The sequence below is a fragment of the Alloacidobacterium dinghuense genome (assembly GCF_014274465.1).
GTDB lineage: Bacteria > Acidobacteriota > Terriglobia > Terriglobales > Acidobacteriaceae > Alloacidobacterium > Alloacidobacterium dinghuense.
This window is the reverse complement of the sequence record NZ_CP060394.1, coordinates 4,258,220-4,283,402: the sequence shown is the minus strand read 5'-3', so window position 1 is coordinate 4,283,402 and position 25,183 is coordinate 4,258,220. Positions and strand designations below refer to the sequence as shown.

The 25,183-nt window shown below is 54.3% G+C and carries 20 protein-coding genes; 14 read left to right on the top strand and 6 right to left on the bottom strand.

Going from position 1 to position 25,183, the window contains the following annotated elements; translation table 11 throughout:
- Positions 1-74: 74 nt before the first annotated feature.
- The 3 genes from H7849_RS17645 to H7849_RS17635 all read left to right on the top strand — a co-directional run bounded on the left by H7849_RS17645 (position 75) and on the right by H7849_RS17635 (position 3,596).
- On the top strand, positions 75-1,271 hold the full coding sequence (locus H7849_RS17645; RefSeq protein ID WP_186741152.1) for a tetratricopeptide repeat protein: 1,197 nt from the start codon (positions 75-77) through the stop codon (positions 1,269-1,271).
- Entirely contained in the window at positions 1,249-3,051 is a 1,803-nt protein-coding gene (locus tag H7849_RS17640) for a CRTAC1 family protein (RefSeq protein ID WP_186741150.1), read from the top strand. Before H7849_RS17645 ends, H7849_RS17640 begins: the two co-directional genes overlap by 23 nt.
- A 149-nt stretch (positions 3,052-3,200) precedes the next feature.
- Positions 3,201-3,596, top strand: a complete 396-nt coding sequence (locus H7849_RS17635) for a hypothetical protein (protein ID WP_186741148.1) — start codon at positions 3,201-3,203, stop codon at positions 3,594-3,596.
- 26 nt (positions 3,597-3,622) lie between these two features.
- Here the strand turns inward: H7849_RS17635 and H7849_RS17630 are convergent, their stop codons facing one another.
- The 5 genes from H7849_RS17630 to H7849_RS17610 all read right to left on the bottom strand — a co-directional run bounded on the left by H7849_RS17630 (position 3,623) and on the right by H7849_RS17610 (position 9,889).
- Complete coding sequence (locus H7849_RS17630) at positions 3,623-4,522, bottom strand: Fpg/Nei family DNA glycosylase (RefSeq protein WP_186741146.1); 900 nt, start codon at positions 4,520-4,522, stop codon at positions 3,623-3,625.
- Between the two features lie 47 nt (positions 4,523-4,569).
- Positions 4,570-5,637, bottom strand: a complete 1,068-nt coding sequence (dinB, locus tag H7849_RS17625) for a DNA polymerase IV (protein WP_186741144.1) — start codon at positions 5,635-5,637, stop codon at positions 4,570-4,572.
- 82 nt (positions 5,638-5,719) lie between these two features.
- The gene (locus tag H7849_RS17620; protein WP_186741142.1) at positions 5,720-6,001 is read right to left on the bottom strand and encodes a hypothetical protein; all 282 of its coding nucleotides are present in this window, start codon (positions 5,999-6,001) and stop codon (positions 5,720-5,722) included.
- Between the two features lie 209 nt (positions 6,002-6,210).
- Entirely contained in the window at positions 6,211-8,610 is a 2,400-nt protein-coding gene (locus tag H7849_RS17615; RefSeq protein ID WP_186741140.1) for a beta strand repeat-containing protein, read from the bottom strand.
- Between the two features lie 745 nt (positions 8,611-9,355).
- A complete protein-coding gene (locus H7849_RS17610; protein ID WP_186741139.1) occupies positions 9,356-9,889 on the bottom strand; it encodes a helix-turn-helix transcriptional regulator in 534 nt (177 codons plus the stop codon).
- 434 nt (positions 9,890-10,323) lie between these two features.
- Between H7849_RS17610 and H7849_RS17605 the strand changes: the two genes are divergently transcribed.
- The 6 genes from H7849_RS17605 to H7849_RS17580 all read left to right on the top strand — a co-directional run bounded on the left by H7849_RS17605 (position 10,324) and on the right by H7849_RS17580 (position 18,413).
- Positions 10,324-11,265: a hypothetical protein gene (locus tag H7849_RS17605; RefSeq protein ID WP_186741137.1), complete on the top strand. Its 942-nt coding sequence runs from the start codon at positions 10,324-10,326 to the stop codon at positions 11,263-11,265.
- 306 nt (positions 11,266-11,571) lie between these two features.
- A complete protein-coding gene (locus H7849_RS17600) occupies positions 11,572-12,153 on the top strand; it encodes a hypothetical protein (RefSeq protein WP_186741135.1) in 582 nt (193 codons plus the stop codon).
- 338 nt (positions 12,154-12,491) lie between these two features.
- Positions 12,492-13,073, top strand: a complete 582-nt coding sequence (locus H7849_RS17595) for a hypothetical protein (RefSeq protein WP_186741134.1) — start codon at positions 12,492-12,494, stop codon at positions 13,071-13,073.
- A 146-nt stretch (positions 13,074-13,219) separates the two neighbouring features.
- A complete protein-coding gene (locus H7849_RS17590; protein WP_186741132.1) occupies positions 13,220-14,263 on the top strand; it encodes a thioredoxin domain-containing protein in 1,044 nt (347 codons plus the stop codon).
- 51 nt (positions 14,264-14,314) lie between these two features.
- The gene (locus H7849_RS17585; RefSeq protein ID WP_186741130.1) at positions 14,315-17,674 is read left to right on the top strand and encodes a beta strand repeat-containing protein; all 3,360 of its coding nucleotides are present in this window, start codon (positions 14,315-14,317) and stop codon (positions 17,672-17,674) included.
- A gap of 55 nt (positions 17,675-17,729) precedes the next feature.
- A complete protein-coding gene (locus H7849_RS17580; protein ID WP_186741128.1) occupies positions 17,730-18,413 on the top strand; it encodes a tetratricopeptide repeat protein in 684 nt (227 codons plus the stop codon).
- Between the two features lie 45 nt (positions 18,414-18,458).
- Here the strand turns inward: H7849_RS17580 and H7849_RS17575 are convergent, their stop codons facing one another.
- Positions 18,459-20,720, bottom strand: coding sequence for a Tex family protein (locus H7849_RS17575; protein WP_186741126.1), 2,262 nt, complete (start codon positions 20,718-20,720; stop codon positions 18,459-18,461).
- 134 nt (positions 20,721-20,854) lie between these two features.
- On the opposite strand from H7849_RS17575, the gene H7849_RS17570 reads away from it, so the two are divergent.
- From H7849_RS17570 to H7849_RS17550, 5 genes are all read left to right on the top strand, one after another.
- Positions 20,855-21,427 (top strand): RNA polymerase sigma factor, encoded by a 573-nt coding sequence (locus tag H7849_RS17570; protein ID WP_186741124.1) that lies wholly within the window; start codon positions 20,855-20,857, stop codon positions 21,425-21,427.
- The gene (locus tag H7849_RS17565) at positions 21,424-22,182 is read left to right on the top strand and encodes a hypothetical protein (protein WP_186741122.1); all 759 of its coding nucleotides are present in this window, start codon (positions 21,424-21,426) and stop codon (positions 22,180-22,182) included. Before H7849_RS17570 ends, H7849_RS17565 begins: the two co-directional genes overlap by 4 nt.
- Positions 22,182-23,423: a HEAT repeat domain-containing protein gene (locus tag H7849_RS17560; RefSeq protein ID WP_186741120.1), complete on the top strand. Its 1,242-nt coding sequence runs from the start codon at positions 22,182-22,184 to the stop codon at positions 23,421-23,423. The genes H7849_RS17565 and H7849_RS17560 overlap by 1 nt, the downstream gene beginning before the upstream one ends.
- Positions 23,424-23,434: 11 nt before the next feature.
- Complete coding sequence (locus H7849_RS17555) at positions 23,435-24,496, top strand: HEAT repeat domain-containing protein (RefSeq protein ID WP_186741118.1); 1,062 nt, start codon at positions 23,435-23,437, stop codon at positions 24,494-24,496.
- A 139-nt stretch (positions 24,497-24,635) separates the two neighbouring features.
- Positions 24,636-25,181 (top strand): DUF4136 domain-containing protein, encoded by a 546-nt coding sequence (locus H7849_RS17550; RefSeq protein ID WP_251106337.1) that lies wholly within the window; start codon positions 24,636-24,638, stop codon positions 25,179-25,181.
- Positions 25,182-25,183 lie beyond the last annotated feature (2 nt).

Genomic DNA, 25,183 nt, shown 5'->3' with positions numbered 1-25,183 from the left:
AGGACGGCGCTTACCACGCCGTCCTTTTCGTATCTGCATGTACCGACGGCAATGGCTCGGTATGATGGAATGTCATGTCTTTAAAATCCATGTTGCTTGCACTGTTCTTCTTGCCATCGGCTTCTCTTGCCTTGCTCGGGCAAACAGCAGCGAGCAACCAAGCCGAAATCGAGCAGCATCAGCGGCTTGCACGGCAATATCTGCAGGAACAACGGCCCGACCTGGCGATTCCTGAGCTACAGACTCTTGTTGCGTTAGACCCTCAAAACACGGACACTCAGGCGAATCTCGGCGTGCTGCTCTTTTTTCGTGGAGACTACCAGGGGGCAGTTCCTCATCTGCGTACCGCGATCAGCACACGGCCCGAACTATGGAAGATTCAGGGACTGTTGGGACTGGCCGAAGGCCGATCAGGTGATAGCGAATCAAGCCGAAAAGACCTCGAAGCAGTGTTTCCCCATCTCACGGAAGATAAATTCAAAACCGAAGTCGGGCGTGCGCTGATCGACAATTACACATCGACGGGCGATCTTGAAAAGGCGGCTACGGTAGCATCCACACTGCTGGCCTCGCAGCCTACCGACACATCTCTGCTTTACATTTCGTATCGGCTTTATAACGATCTTGCAGACAAGGCAATGCTTACGCTTGCGCTTGCCGCTCCGAATAGCGCGCAGATGCATCAAGTCATGGCGCGTGAACTGGCAAGGCACGGGGACGAAGCTCCTGCTATCGCCAACTATCGCGAGGCCATCAAGATAGATCCGAAGCTTCCGGGGGTGCACTTCGAACTTGGGAATCTTCTCTACAATTCAACCGACGAAAAGCTGCAGGCAGAAGCGGAGACAGAATTCAAGGCGGCTCTCGCGGCAAACCCTAACGACGAGAAGTCACAATTGATGCTCGGAATGATCGCTGCCAAACACGGAGATTCCAAGGCGGCTTATGACGACTACTCACGAGCGTTACAGTTGCAACCAGACGATGCGGACGCAGCGCTTGAACTCGCCAAGGTTCTCGTGACGATGAACCAGAGTGAGAAGGCGCAAGAGTTATTAGAGCGCGCAATTCAAATCGATCCTTCGAATTCGGTCGCACACTATCGTCTCGCTACGCTTTATCGCCGCCAAGGAAAAACTGAAGAGGCCGACAAAGAGATAGCCGAATACAAAAAATACAAAGAGATGAAAGACAAACTGCAAAAAGTTTTTCACGACATGCGAGTCGAGTCAGGCCAGAAAAACTCCGATGACGCTGATCTGCCGAAGTAAGCACGGAAGCTTTTCTGCAGTGGTCATTTTCCTGGCTCTGTTGTTGGCGCCGCGTCTCTATATATTTCCGCAGCAGACTCAATCGGCTTCACATCAATCGGCTGCCACATCCGTCGCAACTCATGCAGAATTCCCTCAACTCATCGACATTACGGCTGCAACAGGTATTCACTTCAATCATCTCTCTACGCCCGAGGCGCGGTATGTCGTCGAGTCTATGAGTGGAGGCGTTGCGCTGATTGACTATGACGGTGATGGCTATCCCGATATCTACTTCACGAATGCGCAGAGCGTGGAGATGGCGCTCGCCGGCAAGAAGGCGAAGAGCGCGCTTTATCACAACAATCACGATGGTACCTTTACCGACGTGACAGACAAAAGCGGAGTTGGTTATCCGTGTTGGGCGATGGGTGTGGCAGTCGGCGACTACAACAATGATGGATTGCCTGACTTGCTGGTCACGTGCTTTGGTGGCGTAGTGCTGTACCGAAACAACGGTGACGGCACCTTCACCGATGTAACCAAGCAGGCCGGTTTAGGCAATGACACCGCCTGGGCCACAGGAGCTGCGTTTGGCGATTATGACGGCGACGGTTTTGCAGATCTATTTGTTGCGCACTATGTCGACTTTCATCTCGACGATCTGCCGACATTCGGCTCGCGACTAACCTGCAAGTATCACAATGTTCCCGTGCAATGCGGCCCCAGAGGCCTGAAAGGATTTCGTGACAATCTTTATCACAACAATGGTGATGGCACTTTCAGTGAAGTCTCAAAGCAAGCTGGAGTGGACGACCCACAAGGTTTCTTTGGGCTCACGGCAGTGTGGTCTGACCTAAATGGTGACGGTCGTCCCGATCTCTTTGTCGCCAACGACGGCGAGCCCAATTATCTGTATCGCAATGATGGGAACGGCCACTTCACCAACGTGGCCTATCAGGCTGGAGTGGCCGTCAATCAAGATGGCGCCGAGCAGGCGAATATGGGAGTAGCGCTTGGCGACTATCTTCACACCGGGCGCTTCTCGATCGGAATCACTCACTTTTCCGAGGAGTACGCGGCTCTCTATCGCAACGATGGCGATCTTAACTTTACGGATGTTTCTTACGCGTCGGGAATTGCGCAGAGCACGACTCCACACGTCGGATGGGGAGATGCATTTTTCGATTTGGACAACGACGGTTGGCCGGATTTCTTCATGGTGAATGGCCACGTCTATCCCCAAGTTGGCGCGGCTGGAATAGGCACAAAATATCGCGAGCCAAAATTGCTGTTTCTGAATCAGCGCAACGGCACTTTCAAGAACATAAGCCAGGAGGCAGGCGCAGCGATTCAGATTCCGCAAGTGAGTCGAGGGCTTGCGGTGGGCGATCTTTTCAATGATGGGCATATCGAACTCGTAGTTGAAAACCTTGAAGGTGAACCGATGATTCTTCGGCCTGACGGCGGTCCGCAGAATCACTGGGTCAGTCTTGCCCTGCAGGGGACAAAAAGCAACCGTCTTGCACTGAATGCGCGCGTGCGCGTCACGGCTGGCGAACTTGTCGAGGAAGATGAAGTGCGCAGCGGAGGCAGCTACTTGTCTCAGAATGATTTGCGTCTGCACTTTGGTCTGGGCAAGCACGAGAGCATCGATCGAGTCGAGATATTCTGGCCATCGGGAGCAAAAGACGTGCTCACGCAATTACCAGTCAACCGCTTTTATACGGTGCAAGAGGGGCATGGAGTCGTGAACTCCCAACCGGCGGCGAGGCCACTTTCTTTCGCACCTCACCCTTAATCCAATGTCTCCAGCATGGTTTTCTAGTTCACAATAGATTGGACTGTATCTCGGCTGTAATATTCGCGAAGAAATGCCACAATATCGAAAGCGCAGTAGTTGCGTTTTGCGGCAAGTAGGAGGGCCATGAGGTGCGAAGCAGAAATGCAATGATAAAGCGATTAGGCAGTGCAATCGCCGCATTGCTTCTGCTGGCTCCTTCGACAATCTTGCTAACATCACATGCGCAGCAAGAAGCGCAACAGAGTAGCCAGTCCGAACCTGCATCTTCGCAACAGGCAACGACTCCGGATGAGAAAGCCAACGACTCCTCTGACTCGAAGCCAGCCACAGACCATGCGACATCACCGGAAGATGCGCGCCAGGCTCAATTTGCCGCGGACTCGCAGAAGCTATATCAGCTTGCCCAGGAACTAAAGGCCGAGGTAGATAAGAGCAACAAGAATACTTTATCCATCGCTGTCACCAAAAAGGCCGAAGCGATTGAGAAGCTCGCAAAGAGTTTGAAAGAGCGAATGCGTACGCCTCCCGCCGTCACGAGGTAGCATGCAGCATCTAAGACCGAAAACGATCAGCGTCGCTTGAGCGCTTCCAACTCGTCCAGTGTACGCGGCCAATCCGATCCCAGCAGACGCGACAAGCTACGATCAGCGAGGACCTTTCCGCCGGTCTGGCAATTTGCGCAATAATTTGTTTCGTTATCGGCATAACGAATGCGCTGAATTTTTTGGCCGCATCGCGGGCATGGTTCTCCATAGCGTCCGTGCACTGCCATGTCCTTGCGAAATGCTGTGACCTTTTCCGGAAATCCAGACTTCGCCTCATTGCTGAGCCGGTCTATCCAGAGTTGCAAAGTATTGCGGGTAGCTGTGAACAGCAGCTCCCATTCCTGAGGTTGCAGCTTGTGCGTGAGAGTAATGGGTGACAACTGCGCCGCATACAGAATCTCGTCGGAATAGGCGTTGCCGATCCCGCTGAGGATACGCGGATCAGTAAGAGCGCGTTTGAGGGTGCGGTTCTCCGCGGTGAGCGCTATGCGGAACGAATCGAGATTGCTTGAGAAAATTTCAATACCTCCAGGATCGACCGAACGCAATTCCTCTTCATTCGCAAAGACGTGCAAGGATGCTCGTCGCTTTGTGCCCGCTTCAGTCAGCACCAGGGAACCATTGGGAAAATCAAACGCTGCCAGACTATTCCGCCCGGCCAGTTTCGCGCCTGCTGCTTTCCAGTGCAGTCGGCCGGCAATCATCAGGTGGAACACGAGCCACAAATCATTGTCGAATTTCATGGCAATGCGCTTGCCGATACGGCGTAACTCTGCCACGACATGGCCTTCAACATCGGAAATGGGCGGCCGTGCCGTACGCAGTAGAAAGGCGCTGTTGATTCGGACATGCTCAAGCGGCTGTCCGGCGATGCGAGATTCCAGTGCGCTGATGTAGGCGGCTATGTCGGGCAACTCCGGCATGGCTATCAGATTGCACGGAGGCTCGTGATTATGCAACCCGGTTGAAGTTATTCGAAGAGCACTGGCTGCGCAGGAGTTTCTCTGTGGTCGCAGAAATTACTCAGGCCCACGCCGACAAGGCGGAAACGTCGCTCCGGTCCCAGCTCCACTCGTCCTCTCAGCGACAACGCAATTTCTGTTAACTCTTCACAAGAAGACGGAGGAGAAGCCGGTGTATGGCTGCGGGTCAGAATGTTAAATTCCGTTGTTTTCAGCTTGAGAACCACTGTATGTGCGATGCGAGACTCTTTGCTGGTAGCCATCCAGACCTTCTCAGCGAGTCGGCGGATCATCGGCTCTGTATGCTCTAACAGTACGTCATGCTCGAAAGTATCCTCCGCGGAGATGGACTTCGTTGGCCTGTCAGGAACAACCGGGCTGTGGTCTATGCCGCGGCCAAGCTCGTGCAGCCGGATTCCATAGCGCCCAAAACGGCTCTCAAGAACTGCCAACTCCAGACTGCGCAGGTCTCCCACGGTCCTAATGCCGATTTCCTCCAACCTCCTTTCAGTGACCTTTCCCACGCCTGGAATGCGGCCGACAGGCAGCGGCGGCAGAAAGGTGTCGATATCTTCGGGCTGGATTACGAAAAGACCATCGGGCTTGCGCCAATCGGACGCAATCTTTGCCAGAAACTTGTTGGGGGCAACGCCCGCAGAAGCGGTCAGATGCAACTCTTCGCGAATCTGTTCCCGGATGGTTCGCGCTACGCGGGTAGCTGTCGACAGGTTGCTCTTGTTTTCGGTCACATCGAGATAGGCCTCGTCGAGCGACAGAGGCTCGATCAGATCGGTGTGGCGTGCAAAAATCTCGCGTACGCTGCGCGAGACGGCGCGATATCGAGGAAAATCAGGCGGGATGAAGACGGCGACGGGGCACAAACGCTCTGCACGAACACTCGGCATGGCTGAACGCACGCCGAAACTTCGTGCTTCATAAGAAGCTGCGCAGACTACAGACCGATTACCCTTCCATGCGACTACGACCGGTTTGCCGCGCAGGAGCGGATCGTCCCGTTGTTCCACCGAGGCATAAAACGCGTCCATGTCGATATGGACGATCTTGCGCACTGTCATCTGGCAACATCATATGCTCGGTGTTCAGAGAGACCAAGATGGGCACAAAAAGCTTTGTGCTCTGGGTCCGGAAAGCGCGGCATCACTTCGCCACCGGTCCGGGCACTCCTTTCGGCCTGCGCAAAAGTGTCATCGATATGTATGCGCCGATCCAGGAACCGGTAGCTGCAAAAACAACGTAAACCCAATTCTTGGTGTAACTGATGACGGCAAACGCCGAGAGCAGATACCATACGCTGCTCCATGTTGCAGCGGGCACGCGCCGATGCGATGATACTGCCGCATTGAACAAAACATATACCGCGTCCGTAGCGGCAGTGGATAGCAAGACGCCGAGTGCCAACCAGGGGTCTACGTGTGGCATGGTTTCATCTCCTCGATCGAGCTTCCTGTGACGATGAATCGATTCTCGTCAATTCCCTCATTTTTGTCGTTGAGATATTTCCCGGTCAGAAACAAGGATGGAATCGTCGGAGGAGATCGATGGAATACCGGACGCTTCTTTCTGAGATCCCCGACGCTGATGGGAGGATTTCACCAGCGCCGGGTTACGAGGTGCGGAGGTGAGGAACCCTAGTCACCTGTGCCGCAGCTACATATGCCTTGCCCGCTGCCAAGCGTTTGGACGAATGAGCATTGGGCCTGCAGCGAGGACGAGAGCGTTGCATTCAATGGCGAGGCCGAGAAGGTATCTTCTGTGCTTACAGTTTGACCTGTACTCGACTTAAGCAAGTGGGTAGACCATGCAATCTGCGCACCTGTAGGCGTCATCGCGCTGGCGTTGCATGAGAGATTCGAGGCATAGTCCGCAGAGACAACCATAACCGTTCCAGATTTCGATTGCACTCCGGTAAGCGGATTGTTCAGCAAGTTATTGTTGAGCGAGAGAGTTCTGAGTCCATTCTGTGAGACTAGGCAACCGCAACACTCGCTCAGCTGTTGATCGTTGTCGAAGACATAAATCATGGCGCACAAATCCTGCCCGGTTATGGCTGGATTGGTGATGCGCAGGGTCGTGTCGACGCCGCTGGTAGCGTCGAAATAGCCAACAATTGCGAGAGGTTGCACGGTGATCGTCGCCGATGCTTGGACACCGTTCAGCGATGCAGTTACTACTGCGGATCCCACCTGCAGGCCGGTTATCATGCCGCCGGGCGTGATAACCGCGATATCGGGTCTGTCGACACTCCATGTGATCTGCGAGGTCACATCCTGAGAACTACCATCCGTGAAGGACCCAAGAGAGGAAAGCTGTAAATTGCTTCCAAGTGGCACTGTCGGCGCAGCCGGCGAAATACCGATCGACGTGAGTTCTGCTGCGGCTACGTTCAGTCCCGTTGCGCCGGTCACCGCGCCAGAGGACGCGAGCACATTCGTTGCCCCCTGCGCTTTAGCAGTCGCCAGGCCCGCATTGCTCACTCCAACAACATCAGGCGATGCACTTACCCATTGAACGGCGCCTGTTAGATTCTGGGTACTGCTATCCGTGTAGACACCGGTGGCGTTGAGTTGCTGTGTACTCCCAAGCGGCAACGAAGACCGAGAGCTGCTTACCTGAATGGACACAAGCGCCGCAGATGACACGGCGACTTTGCCAGAACCTGACTTGCCAGCGGACGTAGCGGTGACCGCCGCGTTTCCGACCGCCTTCGTTGAGACGGCGCCAGCGGAACTCACAGCGACGATTCCAGCGGGCGAGCTGGTCCAAGTAGCAGTGCTCGTCAGATCGGCTGTACTTCCGTCTGTATAGGTCCCAGTGGCGCCGAGTTGCCCGTTTGTTCCTAACGGAAGCGCTGCGCTCGGACTATGAACGGCGATAGAAACAAGAGTTGCTGATGTGACCGTAAGCTTATTGGACCCGCTGATTCCCGACGCAGTAGCGGTGATCGTGGCAGTTCCTGCGGCCTTGGACGCGGCCAGGCCGTTTGGTGCAACATTTACGATTCCCGCAGGCAGGCCCGTCCAACTCGCTGTGCTCGTGATGTCACTCGTACTCCCATCTGTATAGGTGCCCGTTGCAGTAAACTGCGCGTTCACCCCAAGAGGCACAGTAGCGCTTGTACCCTGAACGGCGATCGAAACAAGTGCCGCGGGCGATACCGTAAATGAGCCTGTGCCAGTCACTCCGGCCGATACAGCGGTAACCGTAACGTTCCCCACGGCGTGGGTAGCAGCAAGTCCGTTGGTTCCGATGGCGACAATTCCGGACGGCGTACTTGTCCAAGTCACCTGATTTGTAATGTCAACTTTGCTTCCATCGGTGTAAACACCCTGTGCGGTGAACTGCTCCTTGGTGCCTAGCGGAGTAGCAGCGGCCGCACTCCCTACAACAATTGCGCTGAGTGCTGCCGGCGAGACAGCTAGTTGATTCGAAGCAGTAATGCTGCCGACCGACGCAGTCACGGTGGTATTCCCAACAGCCTTTGACGTGGCAAGCCCAGCAGTGTTCACTGTGGCCACCGCCGGCTGAGCGCTACTCCAGTCTGCGACTGATGTTAAGTCCTGTGTTGTCTTATCACTAAAGGTTCCTATAGCGGTAAGCTGGGCGGCCTGACCTAAGACGACCGAAGCAGACGGCGGGGTAATCGTCAGCGTTTCGAGCGCGGCCTTGGCTACAACGAGGGAGGCGGTCGATGAGTGACCGTTCCAACTTGCAGTCATGTTGATGGTTCCAGGAGTCACCGAGGTCGCGAGTCCGCTCGGACTGACGGTTGCAATGCCGGTATTCGAGCTTTGCCATGAAACCGAACTGGTCAGGTCCTGAGTTTGGCCGTTATTCATATAGCCGGTAGCCCGGAATTGAACTGTCTGGCCTAGGGAGACGGACGCAGTGTGAGGAATAATTGCGATGATTTCTGATTGCTGCGTGTCGCTCCCGCCTCCGCATGCCGAGATCAACAGTCCGGTTAGAAAGAACATTGTGCAGGCAGAAAGTCGTGACAGAAAAGCAGTTGCATGGCTCTGAACAGACATAGGCACCAAACCTATCCCCCTTACTGATTGACTAGCTATCTATAGCTAGCCGTGAAGACTACGCGTAGTTAGTCCTATTGGTCTAGTCGCATACGGTACGCAGTGAATGTAACTCGCGATTTGTACTTTGCAATCCCCATTGAGGTCTACATAGTACGTAGCACTACTTGCGTGTTAACCTTGCTGGCTTAATCCAAATGGCCTATACGCATCAGCTAGCAAGAGGGAATAGGTTTAAGGGGGTAATTACTGGGGAGAACGAATGAGAATAGCACTAAGGCTTTAGTTGAGAAAAGAAATTACTGCGGAATTTTGAGAAACAATTTATTGCAGAAAATTATAGTAGGAATGAGAGTTCAGATAAGTAGCCGTCTGACTGGAGCTTCTGCTTTCTAGTCCAGCGTACGTGCATAAGCGTGGGGATCTTCATCGCGGAATCGCCAATAGGAATCTCGCAGCGCACGACGGACGACTTTTGCAGTGGACGCTGTGTGACTACGCAAACGCTGTCCTCGTTGATTGTGCGTATGCGTACTGGCAGAGTGGAGGGTTTTGCCGTTGCCTCAGTTCCGAGCTGCGGGAGCGGCCGAACCAGCATCTCCATGTAGCCAAGAGGCTGGGGTTGATGGCGTCGATCTTGTGCCGTTGTCACTTTCACGTTGACAAATGATCGCGCTGAAAGACGCCTTCAGTAAATTCTTCATATGGATTAGTTCGCGGTGGTTACCATAGATAAATTTATGGTTTAGGGCATCGGACCTACGAATTTGCCAACGATTCCCGACCGTGTCGATACATCCATCTTGACCATCACCAGGCGAAGAAATGCTTTGACCGTATTGGGGCTAATGTTCATCCGAGCAGCGATCTCCTTACTCGTCAGGCCTTCGAGGAGAAGCGCTACGGTTTCGCATTCGCGAGCGGTCAGGTCAAACTGACGCGACAGATCGCCCAGAGCCGCAACACCGGACAGGTGCCGCTCCAGCAGCAAAGCAACATCGAAAGGCATCTTGCGTTCGCCTACGCCCCCACTATCAACATGAAAGGCGCGACAGGTATAAAGGCGTTGACCGGACTTGTATTCCCGAACGAACTCAGGTTCGCCGGAAACGTGCCGATTGAGAAGGCTTGAACGGATCTTGTCGGAGAGAAAGAGCGGAACCTGCTTAACACGGTCCGGCTTCATCGGAAAACAGAGAATCTGAACTGCCTCAGAATTATAAGCGACGGGGTGGAGCTTCGCATCAAGCAGAATAAACCCCGGAGTCGAAACCGTCATGCCACGCACGACCCCTCCTTAAATCAGTTATTTGCGCACGCCCACTGGAGATGTCCAGCGGATAAACAACTTGTTGAGCGAAGTGGGGGGTGTGCAAGATGGCAGAACAATCACTTTTGCTCTTTGTAAGACTTCAAGCGTCTTGACTACGACATGAGCATTACACCGTCACAAAGTCTGTCCTGAGAGCAGACAATTGTCAAGAGTTAAGTATTGCGTCCTTTGGGCATACCCATTAGCATTAGCTTCCCCCATATTTCGCCTAGTTCACCGGACTAAGCCAAATGAATGATTGCCGCCTGATTCCTACCTATGATGAAATCTAGGCCGCAGTAGAGGAGGGCCCTGTGCAACACGCTAACTCAACTTTAATAAACAACCATGATTGCACGCCACTTATAACTAGTGCTTTCGGATTAAGCCACAAAAGTGTCATGGCAGCCGTTACGTTCTTAGCGCTTGGTACGTTCGCTTCAGCTCCTCAATATAGCCACGCAAGTGGCTTCGCGCCGCAACAGCAGTCTACTGCAGCCTCGGCCGAGGCATCCGCGAATGGCGCGATCTGCAATGGTGAGCCGAGTACAGCGAAGCGGAGTGTTCAATCGTCCTCTGAAGAAGCTGGCGAGCCCTCCATCAAAGACCACCTGAAACTCTCGACGAAAACTTCTTCTGACGAGAATGTCGATGCACAGGGACAATTCTGCAAGCGTGAACACAAGGAAGATTCTTCGCGAGAAGCTTCAACCGAGAATGCGACGCCCAAAGCGGCTGGCGAAGTAGTGCGGAAACCCGCACCGCAGCCAATCGCAATACTTTCCGGTGGAAAGCTAACGATAAAGGCTCAGGGTGAGGACCTTTCCACGGTCATGAATGCCGTGAAAGCAGCGACGGGGATCACGATCGAAGCGCCGAACCAGCCCGAGAATGAGCGAATGTATCTCGACATCGGGCCGGCGCCAGTGCGGGACGCGTTGGTGGCACTCCTTGAAGGTTCCAATTACAACTACTTGATTCAGAGCTCGTCAGAAAATCCGCAGATGGCAAAGCGACTGGTCCTCACCCTGAGAACATCTCAGGCCACGACTACAGTTGCGTCAGCTCAGCTTCATAGCGAAACTGAGGAGCCATCACTCTATGGTGGGCAGGGTGTTCAGCAAGACGAGCAGCAAGCGGCGACTGCTCCTGAGCCGCAAGCGCCACTGCCGGTTCAACCAACCGCGATTCCTTCCTCGGTTCCAACAGGGATCAACGTGCAGCAAATGGCCGCAGAGTCTCACCGTTCAGTGGGAGAGGTGTTGAACGACCTCCAAAAGCAGCAGGAGCAGTTGCTGGATAGTCAGGCTGCAGCCCAGCAGCAGTCGCAACCACAGCAGTAACTGTCACGCAAGGTAAACTAGCTTCCTGGCGAAGAGCGACCTACGCGCAAACCCGTATCAGCGATCGGCCAGGAACAGGCTCTTCTACTTATAAGCCCCCAAAGATTGCTACAAGCTGACAGCTAACGCAGGGCGTTTGAGGTTGTCGCTTGAACAGGCTTAGTCCAGCAGGCTAGTTTGCGAGGAATAAGAGATTGGGCTAGACCCCCTAGGTAGTTGTAAACGCCACAGAGATAGATAAAGTCTTGCATCAGCGCTGGCAGCTGTCGTTCCCCGCAGCCGATCGGCGCCCAGGAGGAATTACGAATGAAACTTACGTTCTGTAAAACTCTGTTCCTGGCCCTGGTAGTCGTTGGCCTGGTTTCGATCGGCGCTGGCGTTGCCTCGGCTCAGGACGTTTACAAAGTCAACTACTTCTCAAACAATGCGGCTCCGGCTCCCGATGCCACCGTTCGCATTGACAACCCCGGACTGACATACGGAAACCTCTGCGCCATGATTTACGTGTTTGACGCTGACCAGCAGCTCACAGAGTGCTGCGGATGCGTTGAAACACACAATGGCCTGCGGACGCTTTCCGTTCGTTCCAACCTGACTTCCAACCCGCTGACCGGTAAGGTGTCAACAAATGGTGTCATCAAGGTTGTGTCTGCGGCAGTGAACAACTCGCCGTGCGATCCGACTGCAAACGTATCCCCCAAGGCAAACCTGCGCGCCTGGGTGACTCATATCCAGAATCCTGTGGGCGCAGCCTTTCCGATTACTGAAACCGAGTCCTCCGACTCTACCCTGGGTGCAACCGAACTTGCCAACCTGCAAGCTCAGTGCGCATTCGTGAACATCCTGGGCAGCGGACAAGGTATCTGCAGCTGCGGTACTGGGGACTAAGTTGTCGTAGTAACGAGCAAAGGCACGTTTCCCGGTCTGGGGACGTGTCTAAGGACGAAGAATACTTCGCTGGATCTGCGTGCGTGCCAGCAAAAGGGCGCACGCAATGCAATGCCCCCAAGTAGACCAACACTCCCCCACATATTGTTTCAGGATGACAGGAAAAATATGTTTATAACCTTCAGAGTATTAGTCCAGAGGGTTAGTTTGCCGGGAATAGAACATTGGGCTAAGTCCACTAGGTAATTGTAATTAGTCGAAAGATGGTTAGAGTTTTGGCCAAGCGCTGGGGAGCTGATTTTTCCCCGCAGCCGATCGGCGCCCAGGAGGAATTACGAATGAAACTTACGTTCTGTAAGACTCTGTTCTTGGCCCTGGTGGTCGTTGGCCTGGTTTCGATCGGCGCTGGCGTTGCCTCGGCTCAGGACGTCTACAAAGTCAACTACTTCTCGAACAATGCGGCTCCGGCTCCCGATGCCACTGTCCGTATTGACAACCCCGGACTGACGTACGGAAACCTCTGCGCCATGATTTACGTGTTTGATGCTGACCAGCAGCTCACAGAGTGCTGCGGATGCGTTGAGACACACAATGGTCTGCGGACGCTTTCCGTTCGCCGCGACCTGACTTCCAACCCGCTGACCGGTAAGGTGTCAACAAATGGTGTCATCAAGGTTGTGTCTGCGGCAGTGAACAACTCGCCGTGCGATCCGACTGCAAACGTATCCCCCAAGGCAAACCTGCGCGCCTGGGTGACTCATATCCAGAATCCTGTGGGCGCAGCCTTTCCGATTACTGAAACCGAGTCCTCCGACTCTACCCTGGGTGCAACCGAACTTGCCAACCTGCAGGCTCAGTGCGCATTCGTGAACATCCTGGGCAGCGGACAAGGTATCTGCAGCTGCGGTACTGGGGACTAATGTCGCAATGGAAACAGAGGTACGTATCGCGATTCGATCACGTGCCCAAATGACAGAATATTCTGCTTGTGCGCCAGGGATGTCGAGAAACAAACCTGGCGCACTTTATAAACCTTGCTCTCGTGAGACAGAAAAGGAAATCCGCGATGAATAGTAGATTACGTTGCGCCTGCTTGCTGGTTGTGGGCTTGAGTCTGAGCGCTGTAGCGAACCTGTGGGGACAGAGTGACCCGGATCCAAAAGGAGTGGTCGCCAAAGTGAGCGGTGACAACCTGACGTATGCAGATTTGCAACGCAGTGAAGGCGGCAAGCTTCTGCAGGCGAAGTACCAGTATTACCTGAATGAGCGGAAGGCACTGGAGGAACTGATTGATAACCAGTTGCTGGCGGATGAGGCAAAGAGGAGAAACATTTCGCTTGATCAGCTGTTGAACGCCGAAGTTTACAAGGACGTGAAGGATCCAACCGAGGATCAGCTCGAGGTGTACTACGAAGGCCTTGATACACAGGAACCATACGCTTCAGTTCGGGATGAAGTATTGCAGCATATCCGCGAATTGCGCCGCGCCAAGGCGCGCGCTGCGTTTGTCGACAATTTACGCAAGCAGGCGAATATCAACATCCTGCTCACGCCTCCCGTCGCCGATGTGGACATCGCGAAGGCCTATGCTAAAGGCTCGCCGGATGCACAGGTGACTCTGGTTGAGTTTGCGGACTACGAATGCCCCTACTGCCAGAAGGTCAATCCCCAAATCCAGCAGATGAAAAAGGAATATGGCGACAAGCTGACCATCGTGTACAAGGACTTCCCTCTGCCCATGCACCATACGTCAGAAAAGGCCGCGGAAGCAGCCCGTTGCGCCGGCGAGCAGGGGAAATTCTGGGAGTACCACGACGTTCTGTTTTACAGCAAGCAGACAGACGTAGCGGCTCTCAAAGAGCATGCACAAGTTCTTAGACTGGATACGGATCGCTTCGATGCGTGCTTGGACAACGGAACAGAAGCAGCCGCAGTAAAGAAGGATCTGGAAGAAGCGAAGGGCCTGGGATTAACGGGCACTCCCAGCTTCTTTGTGAATGGCCATTTCTTTAGCGGAGTGGTTGACTTGGGCACTCTCAAAGACATGGTGAACCAGCAACTGAATCTTGCTGCGACCACGCACGCAAAGCAGCAGGTTTCACAGAAATAATCGCGTAACCATCTGTCGGTATCCGCCAGAAAGGGACCATTGGGGGAATTTATGAAGCGGGTTTATAGGCCAATTGGGATCATACTCTTCGTACTCTCCCTCCTCAGTCTGGCGGGTCAGGCTAAAGCGGCAGTGGTTGTCTCGCCGAGTTCAGTCCAGGTGAAGCCTGGCGCCCAGGTACAGTTCAGCGCGACTGGAGCCACGATCGTAGTATGGGGTCTTTCGGGTGCTGGCTGCAGTGGCATCAGCTGCGGGCAAATCGACTCAAGTGGTCTCTACACGGCTCCTGCCGCCGCACCAAACCCGCCAACGGTTACGGTGACGGCGACCTCCATTCTTGACGGCACTATGGGGACCGCGACTGTTACGATCGGGTCCGCGACTACGGTTGCCGTTTCGATCTCTCCCACTAGCGCCACGCTTTCTGTTAAGGGACAGCAGCAATTCAAGGCAACCGTTACAGGAAGTTCTAACACTGCGGTGAATTGGACGGTGTCGGGCATCGGCTGCGTATCCGGATCGTGCGGGACGATCACCTCTGCCGGCCTTTACACGGCGCCTGCAATAATTCCGAATCCAGCTCTGGCTTCGGTGACGGCAACGTCCGTTGCTGATACTACGAAGTCCGCTTCGGCCACCGTGGTAATCGAAGCCGCTTCTTCCATTTCAGTTGCCGTCTCTCCCACTACTGCACAAGTGCCGGCCGGAGGTCAGCAGCAGTTCACGGCAACAGTGAGCGGTACCACCAACACAGCGGTCACCTGGAGTTTAACAGGGTGCAGCGGTGCCGCATGCGGCTCGATATCGAACTTCGGCTTATACACCGCACCCGCAACCGTACCCGCGTCACCAACTGTCACCGTCGTCGCGACCTCGGCCGCAGCACCTAGCCAGTCAGGTTCGGCACACGTAACCATAGTCGCCGCTTCAGTACTTACGATCTCGCCAAGCAATCCTCAGGTAAAGCCTGGCGCTCAGATACAGTTCAGCGCGACCGGTCCGCAAAGTGGGGTTGTTCTCTGGAGTGTGACAGGAAATGGATGCTTCGGCATCACCTGCGGGCAAATCAGCTCAACCGGCCTTTACACGGCTCCCACGACCGCACCGAGTCCCAATACTGTAGTCGTCACCGCGACATCGCTCTCGAATGCCACCATAAAGGGCTCGACGACTGTAACCATTTCAGCACCTTCCTCGGTGAGCGTAAGCCTCACGCCCACTACGGCACAAGTGAACGTAAGTGCCCAACAGCAATTTAAGGCCACGGTTACAGGATCGACCAACACAGCAGTCACATGGAGTGTCACCGGGCTTGGTTGCACCGGCTCGACATGCGGAACTATCAGTACAGCCGGTCTCTATACCGCTCCTTCAACTGTTCCGAATCCTTCGTTTGTGACGGTTACCGCGACATCATCCGCTGACTCTACAAAATCCGCCAGCGCCACCGTCATCATCATGCAGCAAATTTCGGTAGCGGTGACTCCGAATCCGGTGCAGGTTGCGGAAAATGCGAGCCAGCAATTCACCGCGAAAGTGACGGGTGCGGCGAATACAGCGGTGACGTGGACCCTTCACGGCTCCGGTTGCTCTGGATCAGCCTGCGGCACCATCACTGCCAGCGGCTTATACACAGCACCCGCCAGCGTTCCCAATCCGGCCCAAGTTACGGTAACGGCTACATCGGTTGCCGATGGAATAACAACGGGGACAGCAACGGTAACTGTTATTGTGCCTGTAATAGTTACAGTTTCTCCCACAAATGCAATTGTTGCGGTTAGCACGACGCAGCAATTCCGCTCCAGTGTCGCCGGCTCATCCAACACCGCGGTTACGTGGAGTGTGAGCGGAACAGGCTGCTCCGGCAGCACTTGCGGCACGATCAGCACGGCGGGTCTTTACACAGCCCCTGCGAGTTTGCCAAGCCCGGCGACGGTCACGGTAAAAGCCACGTCGCAAGCAAATACATCCGCTTCCGCATCCGCTACGGTGACGCTGGTTTCCACCAACAACTCGAAGCTTGATGGCCAGTACGCCTTCTTCTTCACCGGCTTCGATAGCAACGGCGTCTACCAGGCTGCCGGTTCATTCACCGCAAATGGTCAGGGCCGGATTACAACCGGCACCGAAGACGTGAACAACGTTGCTGCGCCAGCAACGGACCTTGCGATCACAGGTACATACACGGTAAGCAGCGACAACCGGGGCACGATGACGATCAACAGTCCGCTCGGAGCGTTCACCTATAAATTTGCGCTCAACCTGTTAGGTAATAAGGGGCGTTTTGTCAGCTTCGATCAGTCAGGTGTCCGGGGTTCAGGTGTCATCCTGAAGCAGGATCCGACCGCCTTCGATCCTTCTGTTCTGGCGAACGGATATGTGATGGGTCTGTCCGGTTCCGACATGGGCGGCGCTCGCGTCGGAGCTCTCGGCCTCATGTTCCCGGATGGCATCGGCTTCATCGCAGGCAGCACGCTCGATGTGAATGATGGCGGCTCCGTCTCTCCAACCTTCGCCTCCTTCAATGGTATCTACACTGTGGATTCCACGGGTCGCGGCACAGCCACTCTGCTGATTCCAGGTTTCGGCGGCGGAACTGTCGACTTCGCGCTCTACGTTGTCTCTGCGAACGAATTTCTGATGGTCTCTGTCGATCCGATATTCCAGAACGGAGTGATCATCGGCGGACCAGCGGTGCTGCAGAACGGCGCTCCCTTCACTTCATCCTCGTTCAAAGGTGGTTCCATCTTTAATCTCAGTGGCACAAATGGAAGCGCGCCAGAAGACATGGTTGGACGGCTCCAATTCGATGGCACTGTCAATGTGGGTGTCACCTTCGATCAGAACAATGGCGGCAACATCACCGTGGGGGGTTCAATGACCGGGGCATATGACCTTGAGTTGAATGGCCGTGGCACATTGAACCTGAATAGTCCGAGTACCGGACCCATCATCTGGTACGTGTACGCCACAGGTCCGAATCAGGGCTTTGTCATGGATGCATCAACGGCAGCTGCAAGTGTCGGCCAGATGGATCCGGTGACGATTGTGCCACCATTCTCCAACTCCGACGCTCTTGGAACATACCTGCTCGGTTCCGGAGAGCCAATTGTGCAGGCAGTGCCGCTGTACTCGGGCGAGAGCAGCTTTGATGGAAGCAGCAACGTCCGGGGGCAGGGCACGCTAGCTGGTGCAGAGGATATAAGCAAGAGTTCGGCGTTGAGCCCCAATCAAACTCTTGCCGGAACTTACTCCGTCTCAGCGGTCTCCAACAACGGAAGAGGAAGTATCTTGTTGACGTCTCCCAGCGCGGCAACAATCGCGCTCTGGGTGATCAGTCCATCTGAAATGGTTGGACTGGACGTCGATGCAACAGTGACGCAGCCTACAATCCTGCACTTTGAGCAGTAAACAAGCGGCCTGCGTCAATTGTGCAACGAGGCTATCAACAAGAGGGGATCGCGTTATGAAGCAATGGATTTCAGTGGTATTGCTAGCTGTAAGTGCGCCGCTGGCGTTTGGCGTAGCAGGTCAGGACAACATCGAGGCAACCAAGCAGAAGGCGCTTGCCGGAGATCCGGCTGCTCAAGTGCAGGTTGGCATGTCGTACGCGTTTGCTACGCCGCGAAATATCAAGGAAGCGGTCAAGTGGATGCAGATGGCGGCAAACCAAGGCTACGCCGATGGCGAATATCGTCTCGGCGGATTGCTCGACGTAGCCGTAAACCCGCAGAATCCAACCGAAGCAGTGAAGTGGTACACGCTAGCTGCCAAGCAAGGCCATAAGGACGCCGAGTTCAGGCTTGCCCAGATGTATGATCGCGGACGCGGAACGACGAAGGATTCTGCAGAGGCCGCGAAGTGGTATGCCAAGGCCGGAGAGCAGGGGCGCGCCGACGCACAATTCAGGCTCGGTGAAATGTACGAGCAGGGGGATGGCGTTAAACAGGACTATGCTGCAGCAATGAACTGGTACATGGAAGCGGCTAAGCAGAACCGTCCCGAGGCAGAATACAAAGTCGGCTATTTATTTGAGAAAGGCCAGGGTGTTACGAAAAACACTCAGCAGGCGATTGCCTGGTACGAGAAGGCCGACAAACTTGGGTATCCCGATGCGCATGATGCACTGAAGGCCCTTGAAGACCAATAGCCGGAACGTAGGTTCCGGCTATTCCTGACATCCCACACCCAGTTCCTAATGCACTCTCCACTTCGTGGAGAGCGCTGCGAGTTTGTCATTCAGAGTGGGTTGTGATTTTGCTGGTTGCTTTGCTTTTGGTGCGGGCTGCCTGCCAGGTTCCATCAACGCCTTCATCGAAAGCGAAATGCGTCTCGTCTTCTCCTCCACGCTCAGTACCTTTACTTTCACGATCTGTCCGGCCTTAACGGCTTCCGATGGTTCTTTAATGAACCGATTCGACAGTTCGCTGATATGCACGAGGCCATCCTGATGCACGCCAATATCAACGAAGGCGCCGAATTTCGTCACATTGGTCACTATGCCTTCGAGCACCATTCCGACTTGCAGGTCTGAGATTTCCCTCACGCCCTCATGAAAATTGGGGGCGACGAACTTGTCGCGTGGATCGCGGCCGGGCTTGCGCAGTTCATCGAGAATGTCGTTCAGCGTAAAAGCACCTGCTTTGAGCTGCGTGCGGTCAACCTTCTCAAGCAGTTCAGGACTGCGGATTATTTCGCCAATCGGCGTTTGCAATGATTGTGCGATCTGCTCGACGACGGGATAGGACTCAGGATGCACAGCTGTCATATCGAGCGGATTGTCTCCATTGCGAATGCGAAGAAATCCAGCCGCTTGCTCAAAGGTCTTTGGACCGACGCCTGAAACTTCAAGTATTTCTGCGCGGGAGCGAAACCGTCCATTCTCATTGCGATGATTGACGATATTGATCGCCGTGCGCTCGGTCACTCCAGCAACATAGCGCAGCAGTGTCCACGATGAAGTATTGAGATCCACGCCAACGCGATTCACGCAGCTTTCGATTACGTTTTCAAGAGACTCTTGCAAGCGCCGCTGGTCGACATCATGCTGATACTGACCGACACCGATCGATTTCGGATCGACTTTAACCAACTCCGAAAGTGGATCCTGAAGACGCCGAGCAATGGAGATGGCTCCGCGCACGGTGAGATCGAGATCAGGAAATTCCTGCCGGGCAATGTCAGAAGCAGAATAGACGCTTGCGCCTGACTCGCTGACCGTGACTGAAAAGATTTCGTGAAGCTGCTTTTCCCGCAGAAAATCCCTTACGAATGAATCCGTTTCCCGTGAAGCTGTTCCATTACCAATAGCGATTGCGCGCACGTTGTGTTGACGCAGAAGGTTCTCCAGCTTTTGATTCGATTCCGCAATGCCGTGCTTCGAGGTATGTGGATAGATCACGTCATGCGCCAGCATCTTTCCCGTCTCATCGACAACGGCAATTTTGCAACCCGTGCGCAAGCCAGGATCAATACCGAGAACGGAGATCGGTCCTGCAGGTGGCGCCAGCAGTAAGTGATAAAGGTTGTCGCGAAAAACCTGGATCGCCTCAACATCAGAGCGTTGTTTCAGCTCAAGGCGAATCTCCGCCTGAATCGAGGAGTTGAGCAATCGCTGCCATGCGTCCTCGCAGGCCAGTTCCAGTTGCCTGGTCCAATCGCCCGCCTGACGAAGGACATGCGACTGTATGACGGCAAGAGGTCGCTGCGTCTCAAGCTCAATAAGAAAGTAAAGTACGTTCTCGCTTTCGCCGCGACGAATAGCCAGCATCCGATGAGAGGGAATCGTTTTCACTGGTTCTTTGTATTCGTAATACATCTTGAACTTTTCATGCTCGTCGCTGGCGTCGAGAGACTTGCGGCTGATCACTACGCCCTCATCGAACATCAGCTGCCGGAGAGCTTTGCGCAGATCTGCAACTTCGCTGATCCACTCGGCAACGATATGCCGCGCCCCTTCAAGTGCATCCTCAACCGTTGTCACTCCGAATTCTGCGTTCACAAACATTGGAGCCATGCTGTCAAGTGTCTGCGCGCCGGGTTGCTGCGCCCACAGATATTGCGCCAATCGCTCCAGCCCTTTTTCTCGCGCTATCGTCGCCTTTGTCCGTCGTTTAGGTTTGTAGGGAAGGTAAAGATCTTCGAGCTCACTCTTGTCGAGGATGGCTTCGATGCGCGCCTTTAACTCATCGGTCAACTTGCCCTGTTCTGAGATGGAAGACAAAATCGTTGTGCGTCGATCCTCCAGCTCGCGAAAGTAGGCGAGCTTTTCTTCGATGTTGCGAATCTGCACCTCGTCAAGGTTCCCAGTAGCCTCTTTGCGATAGCGGGCAATAAAGGGAACCGTTCCGCCCTCATCGAGCAGCTCAATCACGGAAGCAAGACCGCGAACGGGAAGGTTAAGAGTTTGAGCAATATGAAGAAGAATTTCAGGCGAAAGAGATTTTGCGTTGCTCATGGGACTGTCTAAGTTCATGCTAAATGGCCGAGGTGAGGAAATTCGGACATCCACAGAATGGCCTGCGCTTCTTCCACGAGCTGTCCCGAAAAAATTTCCTAACCGCATGCCCACAATCCTGTCTAATGCGCTGAATGGGGAATGACGACTACGCGCTCATCCGGACCGTTCTAGCCGGAGACAAGGACGCATATGGCCAGCTCGTGGCACGCCACAGTCAAAGTGTATTTCGTGTCGCCTTCCGCATTACGGAAAACGAGGCCGACGCCGAAGAGGTTGTGCAGGAAGCATTCCTCCGAGGCTATCGCGGCCTCGAAGGTTTCGATGCCCGATCCAACTTTCGTACTTGGCTCTACAGGATTGCTATGAACTGCGCACTCGATGTCTTGAACAAACATAGGAACCAGGCGGTGATGCCCATTACCGAGGAATACGACGGTGAGCAGGCAGCCATTCAACTCCAGGACCGCACCGCCGGACCCGACCGGCTTCTGCTCAGCCAGGAGATCGAGGCGCGTAGACAAGCCGCCATGGAAAAACTGACGCCGACCGAGCGCGTCGCCTTCGTTCTTCGCCACATGGAAGACCGCTCAACAGAAGAGATTGCAATCGCACTCGGAATCGCGCCGAACGCAGCAAAGCAGGCCGTGTTTCGCGCAGTACAAAAAATGCGGCAGTCGCTCGCGCCGCTTTGGGTGAAGTCATGAAGCACTTGACAGAAGAAGAGATGATCGAGCACTACTACTCGGAGGATTCCCATAAGGTTGATGCCGAGATACATCTTCAGGCCTGCAAGCAATGTGCCCAGGCTTATGAAGAGCTGGGAAAACTGCTCGGAAGTATTCGCGTGCCGGAGCCGCCGCCGAGAAGTTCAGAATACGGAGCCCAAGTCTGGCAATCCATCCAAGGAGCACTGCGGCCTTATCAGCCTAAACGGAAGCGCAGATTCTTACTCTGGCCTCAACTTGCATATGCAGCAGCCTGCCTGGTGTTTCTGGCTGGAGCATTTTGGGCGGGACGAATGTGGGAGCATGCTCACACCAAAACACTGCAAGCAGGCAATCCGCAACAGGCAAAAGAGCGTGTTGTACTCTTTGTTCTCGACAATCACCTCGACCGGTCAGAGCGTCTCCTTGTTCAGCTGAACCATGCTGGCGCCGAAGGGGAGAATGTTGATTTACCGTTGCAGGCTGAGGCCCGGCAGCTGCTCACCGACAATCGGTTATATCGGCAGAGCGTCGCTCAAACCGATGATCCTCTTCTCGCTGCCGCGCTTGATCATCTTGAGCGCGTGCTTCTTGAGGTCGCCAATTCACCTGACGATTTGAGCAACACAGACATCGCGCGGATTCAACAGGAAATGAACACGCAAGGCCTGCTCTTCCAGATCCGTGTTCTACGCACAAAGGTTTCCGAACAAAAAACAAATGCTCAAGCTTCCCAGAAAGGAGCAAATATTTAATGAGAACAACCCATTGGTTTTGGTCTGTCGCACTTTGCGGCGCCTTGTTACTGCCGGTTCCAGGTGCCTCGGCGCTCATCTTTCAGCCCTCTGAAGGCGATGCAGCGCAGGCGAACGCGCGTGAGGATCAGCTTTACGCCGACGCGACCCGCGCCATCAATGAGAGCCGCTGGTCGGATGCGGAGTCGCTGCTCAACCAAGTAGTTGATCAACATGGCCGTCGCGCCGATGGTGCTCTCTACTGGAAGGCCTACGCGGAGAACAAGGAGGGCAATTCTTCTGATGCCCTGAAGACGTGCTCTGATCTTCGCCTGTCGTTTCCAAAGAGTAATTGGCTCAAGGAATGCAATGCGCTCGAAATCGAAATCCGCGGCAAGAGTGGCAGCCCTGTCCAGCCGCAAGCGGAGCAGGATGAAGATCTTAAGTTGCTCGCCCTGAACTCGCTGATGCAAAGTGGAGATGCGAATGCTCTGCCAATCCTTCAGCACATCCTGGAAGGGCAACAGTCTGAGCGCCTGAAAGAGCGCGCCCTCTTTGTGCTTGCACAGGATCAGTCGAAGCAGGCACAGGATTTGCTTGGGCAGATCATTCGCGGCGAAAAGGATCCTAACCTGCAGGTCAAGGCCATTAATCTGCTCGCGGTCACCAAGGGAAATAAAGCTGCTGACACGCTTGCAGATATTTACGCTCGGTCAACCAACGAGTCTGTCAAGAGAGCTGTTCTGAATTCCTACCTCGTGATGAATGCGCCCGACAAGTTAGTACAGGTGGCGCAGCACGAATCCGATCCCGAACTGGCGCGGCATGCTATTTCAGAACTCGGCGCTCTCGGCGCTGTCTCCCAGCTATCGACCCTGTATCAGGCGACCAGTAGCAAAGACGTCAAGGCGGCGGTGATCAACGCATTTGTTCCCGCCGGCGCCAAAGGAGCCGAGGCACTGAGCGCAATCGCTTCGTCTGAACAGGATCCTGAGCTTCGCCGCAAGGCGATCCGGAATCTGGGAGTCGTCGGCGGCTCTTCCTCGGTTCCAACATTAATGTCGATCTATTCCAAAAGCACAGATGAAGAATCGAAGAAGGCTGTGCTCGACGCGTTGTTCGTTGCCGGGGACGCACACGATCTTGTCGCGCTCGCACGCTCTGAGAAAGATCCTTCCGCAAAGCGAGATATCGTCGGAAAGCTCGCGGTGATGCACAACAAGGAAGCGACCGACTACATGATTGAAGTTCTCAACAAATAAGGAGCCAGGTTATGAAGAGGCATCTACTTGCAATCGTCATCTGCGCATCCACGCTTGCACTTCTGGCGCAGCAACCGAAGGTCACCAACACTCAGTTCACGGTCGAACCGCTAGGAGGGAAACTCACCGTTGCGGTGGACCGATTTCGCCAATCAAGTGAGCAACTCTGGCTGGGATATGAAGTGGCGGCTCTTCCACAATCGCATCTATCTACGTGTTCAAACTGGTCAGATACATCACAGATGGACGATGGATGTTGCGGTGAATATCGACTGGAAGAGAATGACCACAGCATGAGCAGTGGCGACCGCGCGCCGGTTCCACAGAACATCTATATTCTTTTTCGCTTGGATCACGGTCAAATTATCAGGGTCAGGCCAGTTATGGCCGGATGCCATCTCGATGCGGGCGGTGTTCCATTCACGTGGTTAACCGGAGTCAATCCGGATGAGAGCGTCGCATTTCTTGCTCAACTCGCGACGCAGTCATCGCAATCGGATCACTCCAAAATTATCGATGGCGCACTCCTGTCGATCAGCTATCACGAGACGCCGGAAGCCACGCATGCTCTCTCTCAAATCGCATTATCGACTGCGTCTATGCATGTGCGTGAGCAGGCAGCGTTCTGGCTGGGAGTGCAACGCGGGCACGAAGGCTTCGTAGCCTTGCAAGCTCTGGAAAAGCAAACTACCGAAACAGCATTTCGAGAGAAGCTGCCATTTGACTTCTCGCAAAACTCCGATCCCGAAGCGCAAGATGAATTGTTGCGGATGGCGAAATCCGACGCCAACCCTAAGGTGCGAGAACAGGCTCTCTTCTGGTTGGCTCAGAAGGCCGGCAAGAAAGCAAGCGCCGCAATCACCGATGCGATTCAGAATGACCCTGAGACGGATGTAAAGAAGAAGGCTGTCTTTGCCCTCAGCCAATTGCCAAAGGATGAAGGCGTACCACAGCTCATTCATGTAGCAGATACAAACCCGAATCCCGTGATCCGCAAAGAGGCCTTCTTCTGGCTGGGACAATCCCAGGATGCCCGCGCCCTGGCATATTTGGAGCAGGTGCTGAAGCGATAAACACTCTTCCTGGACGCCCCGCCCTCCAATTTCTTTTGCCTAGGCCACCGTTGGCGGAAGCGACAGGCTCCACCTGTCATCTATGCCAGTTCCCTCTTTCCCAAAATGCTCGTATTTTTACCTCGGATAGGAGGTAGAAATGCGGCTAAGACAAGGTATGACGGTTTTTTCAACGGCGCTCGCCGTTGCTCTCCTGATGCTCACTGCAGGGAGCGTTGCCGCGCAGGATGTCAAATACAACGCCATGCCGGGAACGGACTTTTCGAAATTTCACACCTATAAGTGGGTGGTAGTCCCAAACGCGAAGTATCCGAACCAGATTGTGGATGCACAAATCAAGGATGCCATCAACTCTCAGCTGTCGGCCAAAGGCCTAACCTCGACGGATAGTGACAAGGCTGACCTCTATGTCGCCTATCAGGTGTCAGTAGCTCAGCAACAGCAGTGGAACGCGTACGGCATGGGCGGCGGATTGCGGTGGGGAGGCGGGATGGCAACTGCGACAAGCTCAACCATTGATGTTGGGACTCTCGTTTTGGATATGTATGATCCGACCACGAAACAGCTTGTTTGGACCGGAAGTGCGACCAAGACACTCAATCCCAGCTCAAACCAAGAGAAGAACCAGAAGAATCTAAACAATGCCATGGCGAAATTATTGAAGAATTATCCCCCTAAACAGTAGCA

Bases quoted from the DNA above. Each gene is read 5' to 3' on its own strand.
- H7849_RS17645 (WP_186741152.1), top strand. From the start codon at position 75: ATGTCTTTAAAATCCATGTTGCTTGCACTGTTCTTCTTGCCATCGGCT.
- H7849_RS17640 (WP_186741150.1), top strand. From the start codon at position 1,249: ATGACGCTGATCTGCCGAAGTAAGCACGGAAGCTTTTCTGCAGTGGTC.
- H7849_RS17635 (WP_186741148.1), top strand. From the start codon at position 3,201: ATGATAAAGCGATTAGGCAGTGCAATCGCCGCATTGCTTCTGCTGGCT.
- H7849_RS17630 (WP_186741146.1), bottom strand. From the start codon at position 4,522: ATGCCGGAGTTGCCCGACATAGCCGCCTACATCAGCGCACTGGAATCT.
- dinB (WP_186741144.1), bottom strand. From the start codon at position 5,637: ATGACAGTGCGCAAGATCGTCCATATCGACATGGACGCGTTTTATGCC.
- H7849_RS17620 (WP_186741142.1), bottom strand. From the start codon at position 6,001: ATGCCACACGTAGACCCCTGGTTGGCACTCGGCGTCTTGCTATCCACT.
- H7849_RS17615 (WP_186741140.1), bottom strand. From the start codon at position 8,610: ATGTCTGTTCAGAGCCATGCAACTGCTTTTCTGTCACGACTTTCTGCC.
- H7849_RS17610 (WP_186741139.1), bottom strand. From the start codon at position 9,889: ATGACGGTTTCGACTCCGGGGTTTATTCTGCTTGATGCGAAGCTCCAC.
- H7849_RS17605 (WP_186741137.1), top strand. From the start codon at position 10,324: ATGGCAGCCGTTACGTTCTTAGCGCTTGGTACGTTCGCTTCAGCTCCT.
- H7849_RS17600 (WP_186741135.1), top strand. From the start codon at position 11,572: ATGAAACTTACGTTCTGTAAAACTCTGTTCCTGGCCCTGGTAGTCGTT.
- H7849_RS17595 (WP_186741134.1), top strand. From the start codon at position 12,492: ATGAAACTTACGTTCTGTAAGACTCTGTTCTTGGCCCTGGTGGTCGTT.
- H7849_RS17590 (WP_186741132.1), top strand. From the start codon at position 13,220: ATGAATAGTAGATTACGTTGCGCCTGCTTGCTGGTTGTGGGCTTGAGT.
- H7849_RS17585 (WP_186741130.1), top strand. From the start codon at position 14,315: ATGAAGCGGGTTTATAGGCCAATTGGGATCATACTCTTCGTACTCTCC.
- H7849_RS17580 (WP_186741128.1), top strand. From the start codon at position 17,730: ATGAAGCAATGGATTTCAGTGGTATTGCTAGCTGTAAGTGCGCCGCTG.
- H7849_RS17575 (WP_186741126.1), bottom strand. From the start codon at position 20,720: ATGAGCAACGCAAAATCTCTTTCGCCTGAAATTCTTCTTCATATTGCT.
- H7849_RS17570 (WP_186741124.1), top strand. From the start codon at position 20,855: ATGGGGAATGACGACTACGCGCTCATCCGGACCGTTCTAGCCGGAGAC.
- H7849_RS17565 (WP_186741122.1), top strand. From the start codon at position 21,424: ATGAAGCACTTGACAGAAGAAGAGATGATCGAGCACTACTACTCGGAG.
- H7849_RS17560 (WP_186741120.1), top strand. From the start codon at position 22,182: ATGAGAACAACCCATTGGTTTTGGTCTGTCGCACTTTGCGGCGCCTTG.
- H7849_RS17555 (WP_186741118.1), top strand. From the start codon at position 23,435: ATGAAGAGGCATCTACTTGCAATCGTCATCTGCGCATCCACGCTTGCA.
- H7849_RS17550 (WP_251106337.1), top strand. From the start codon at position 24,636: ATGCGGCTAAGACAAGGTATGACGGTTTTTTCAACGGCGCTCGCCGTT.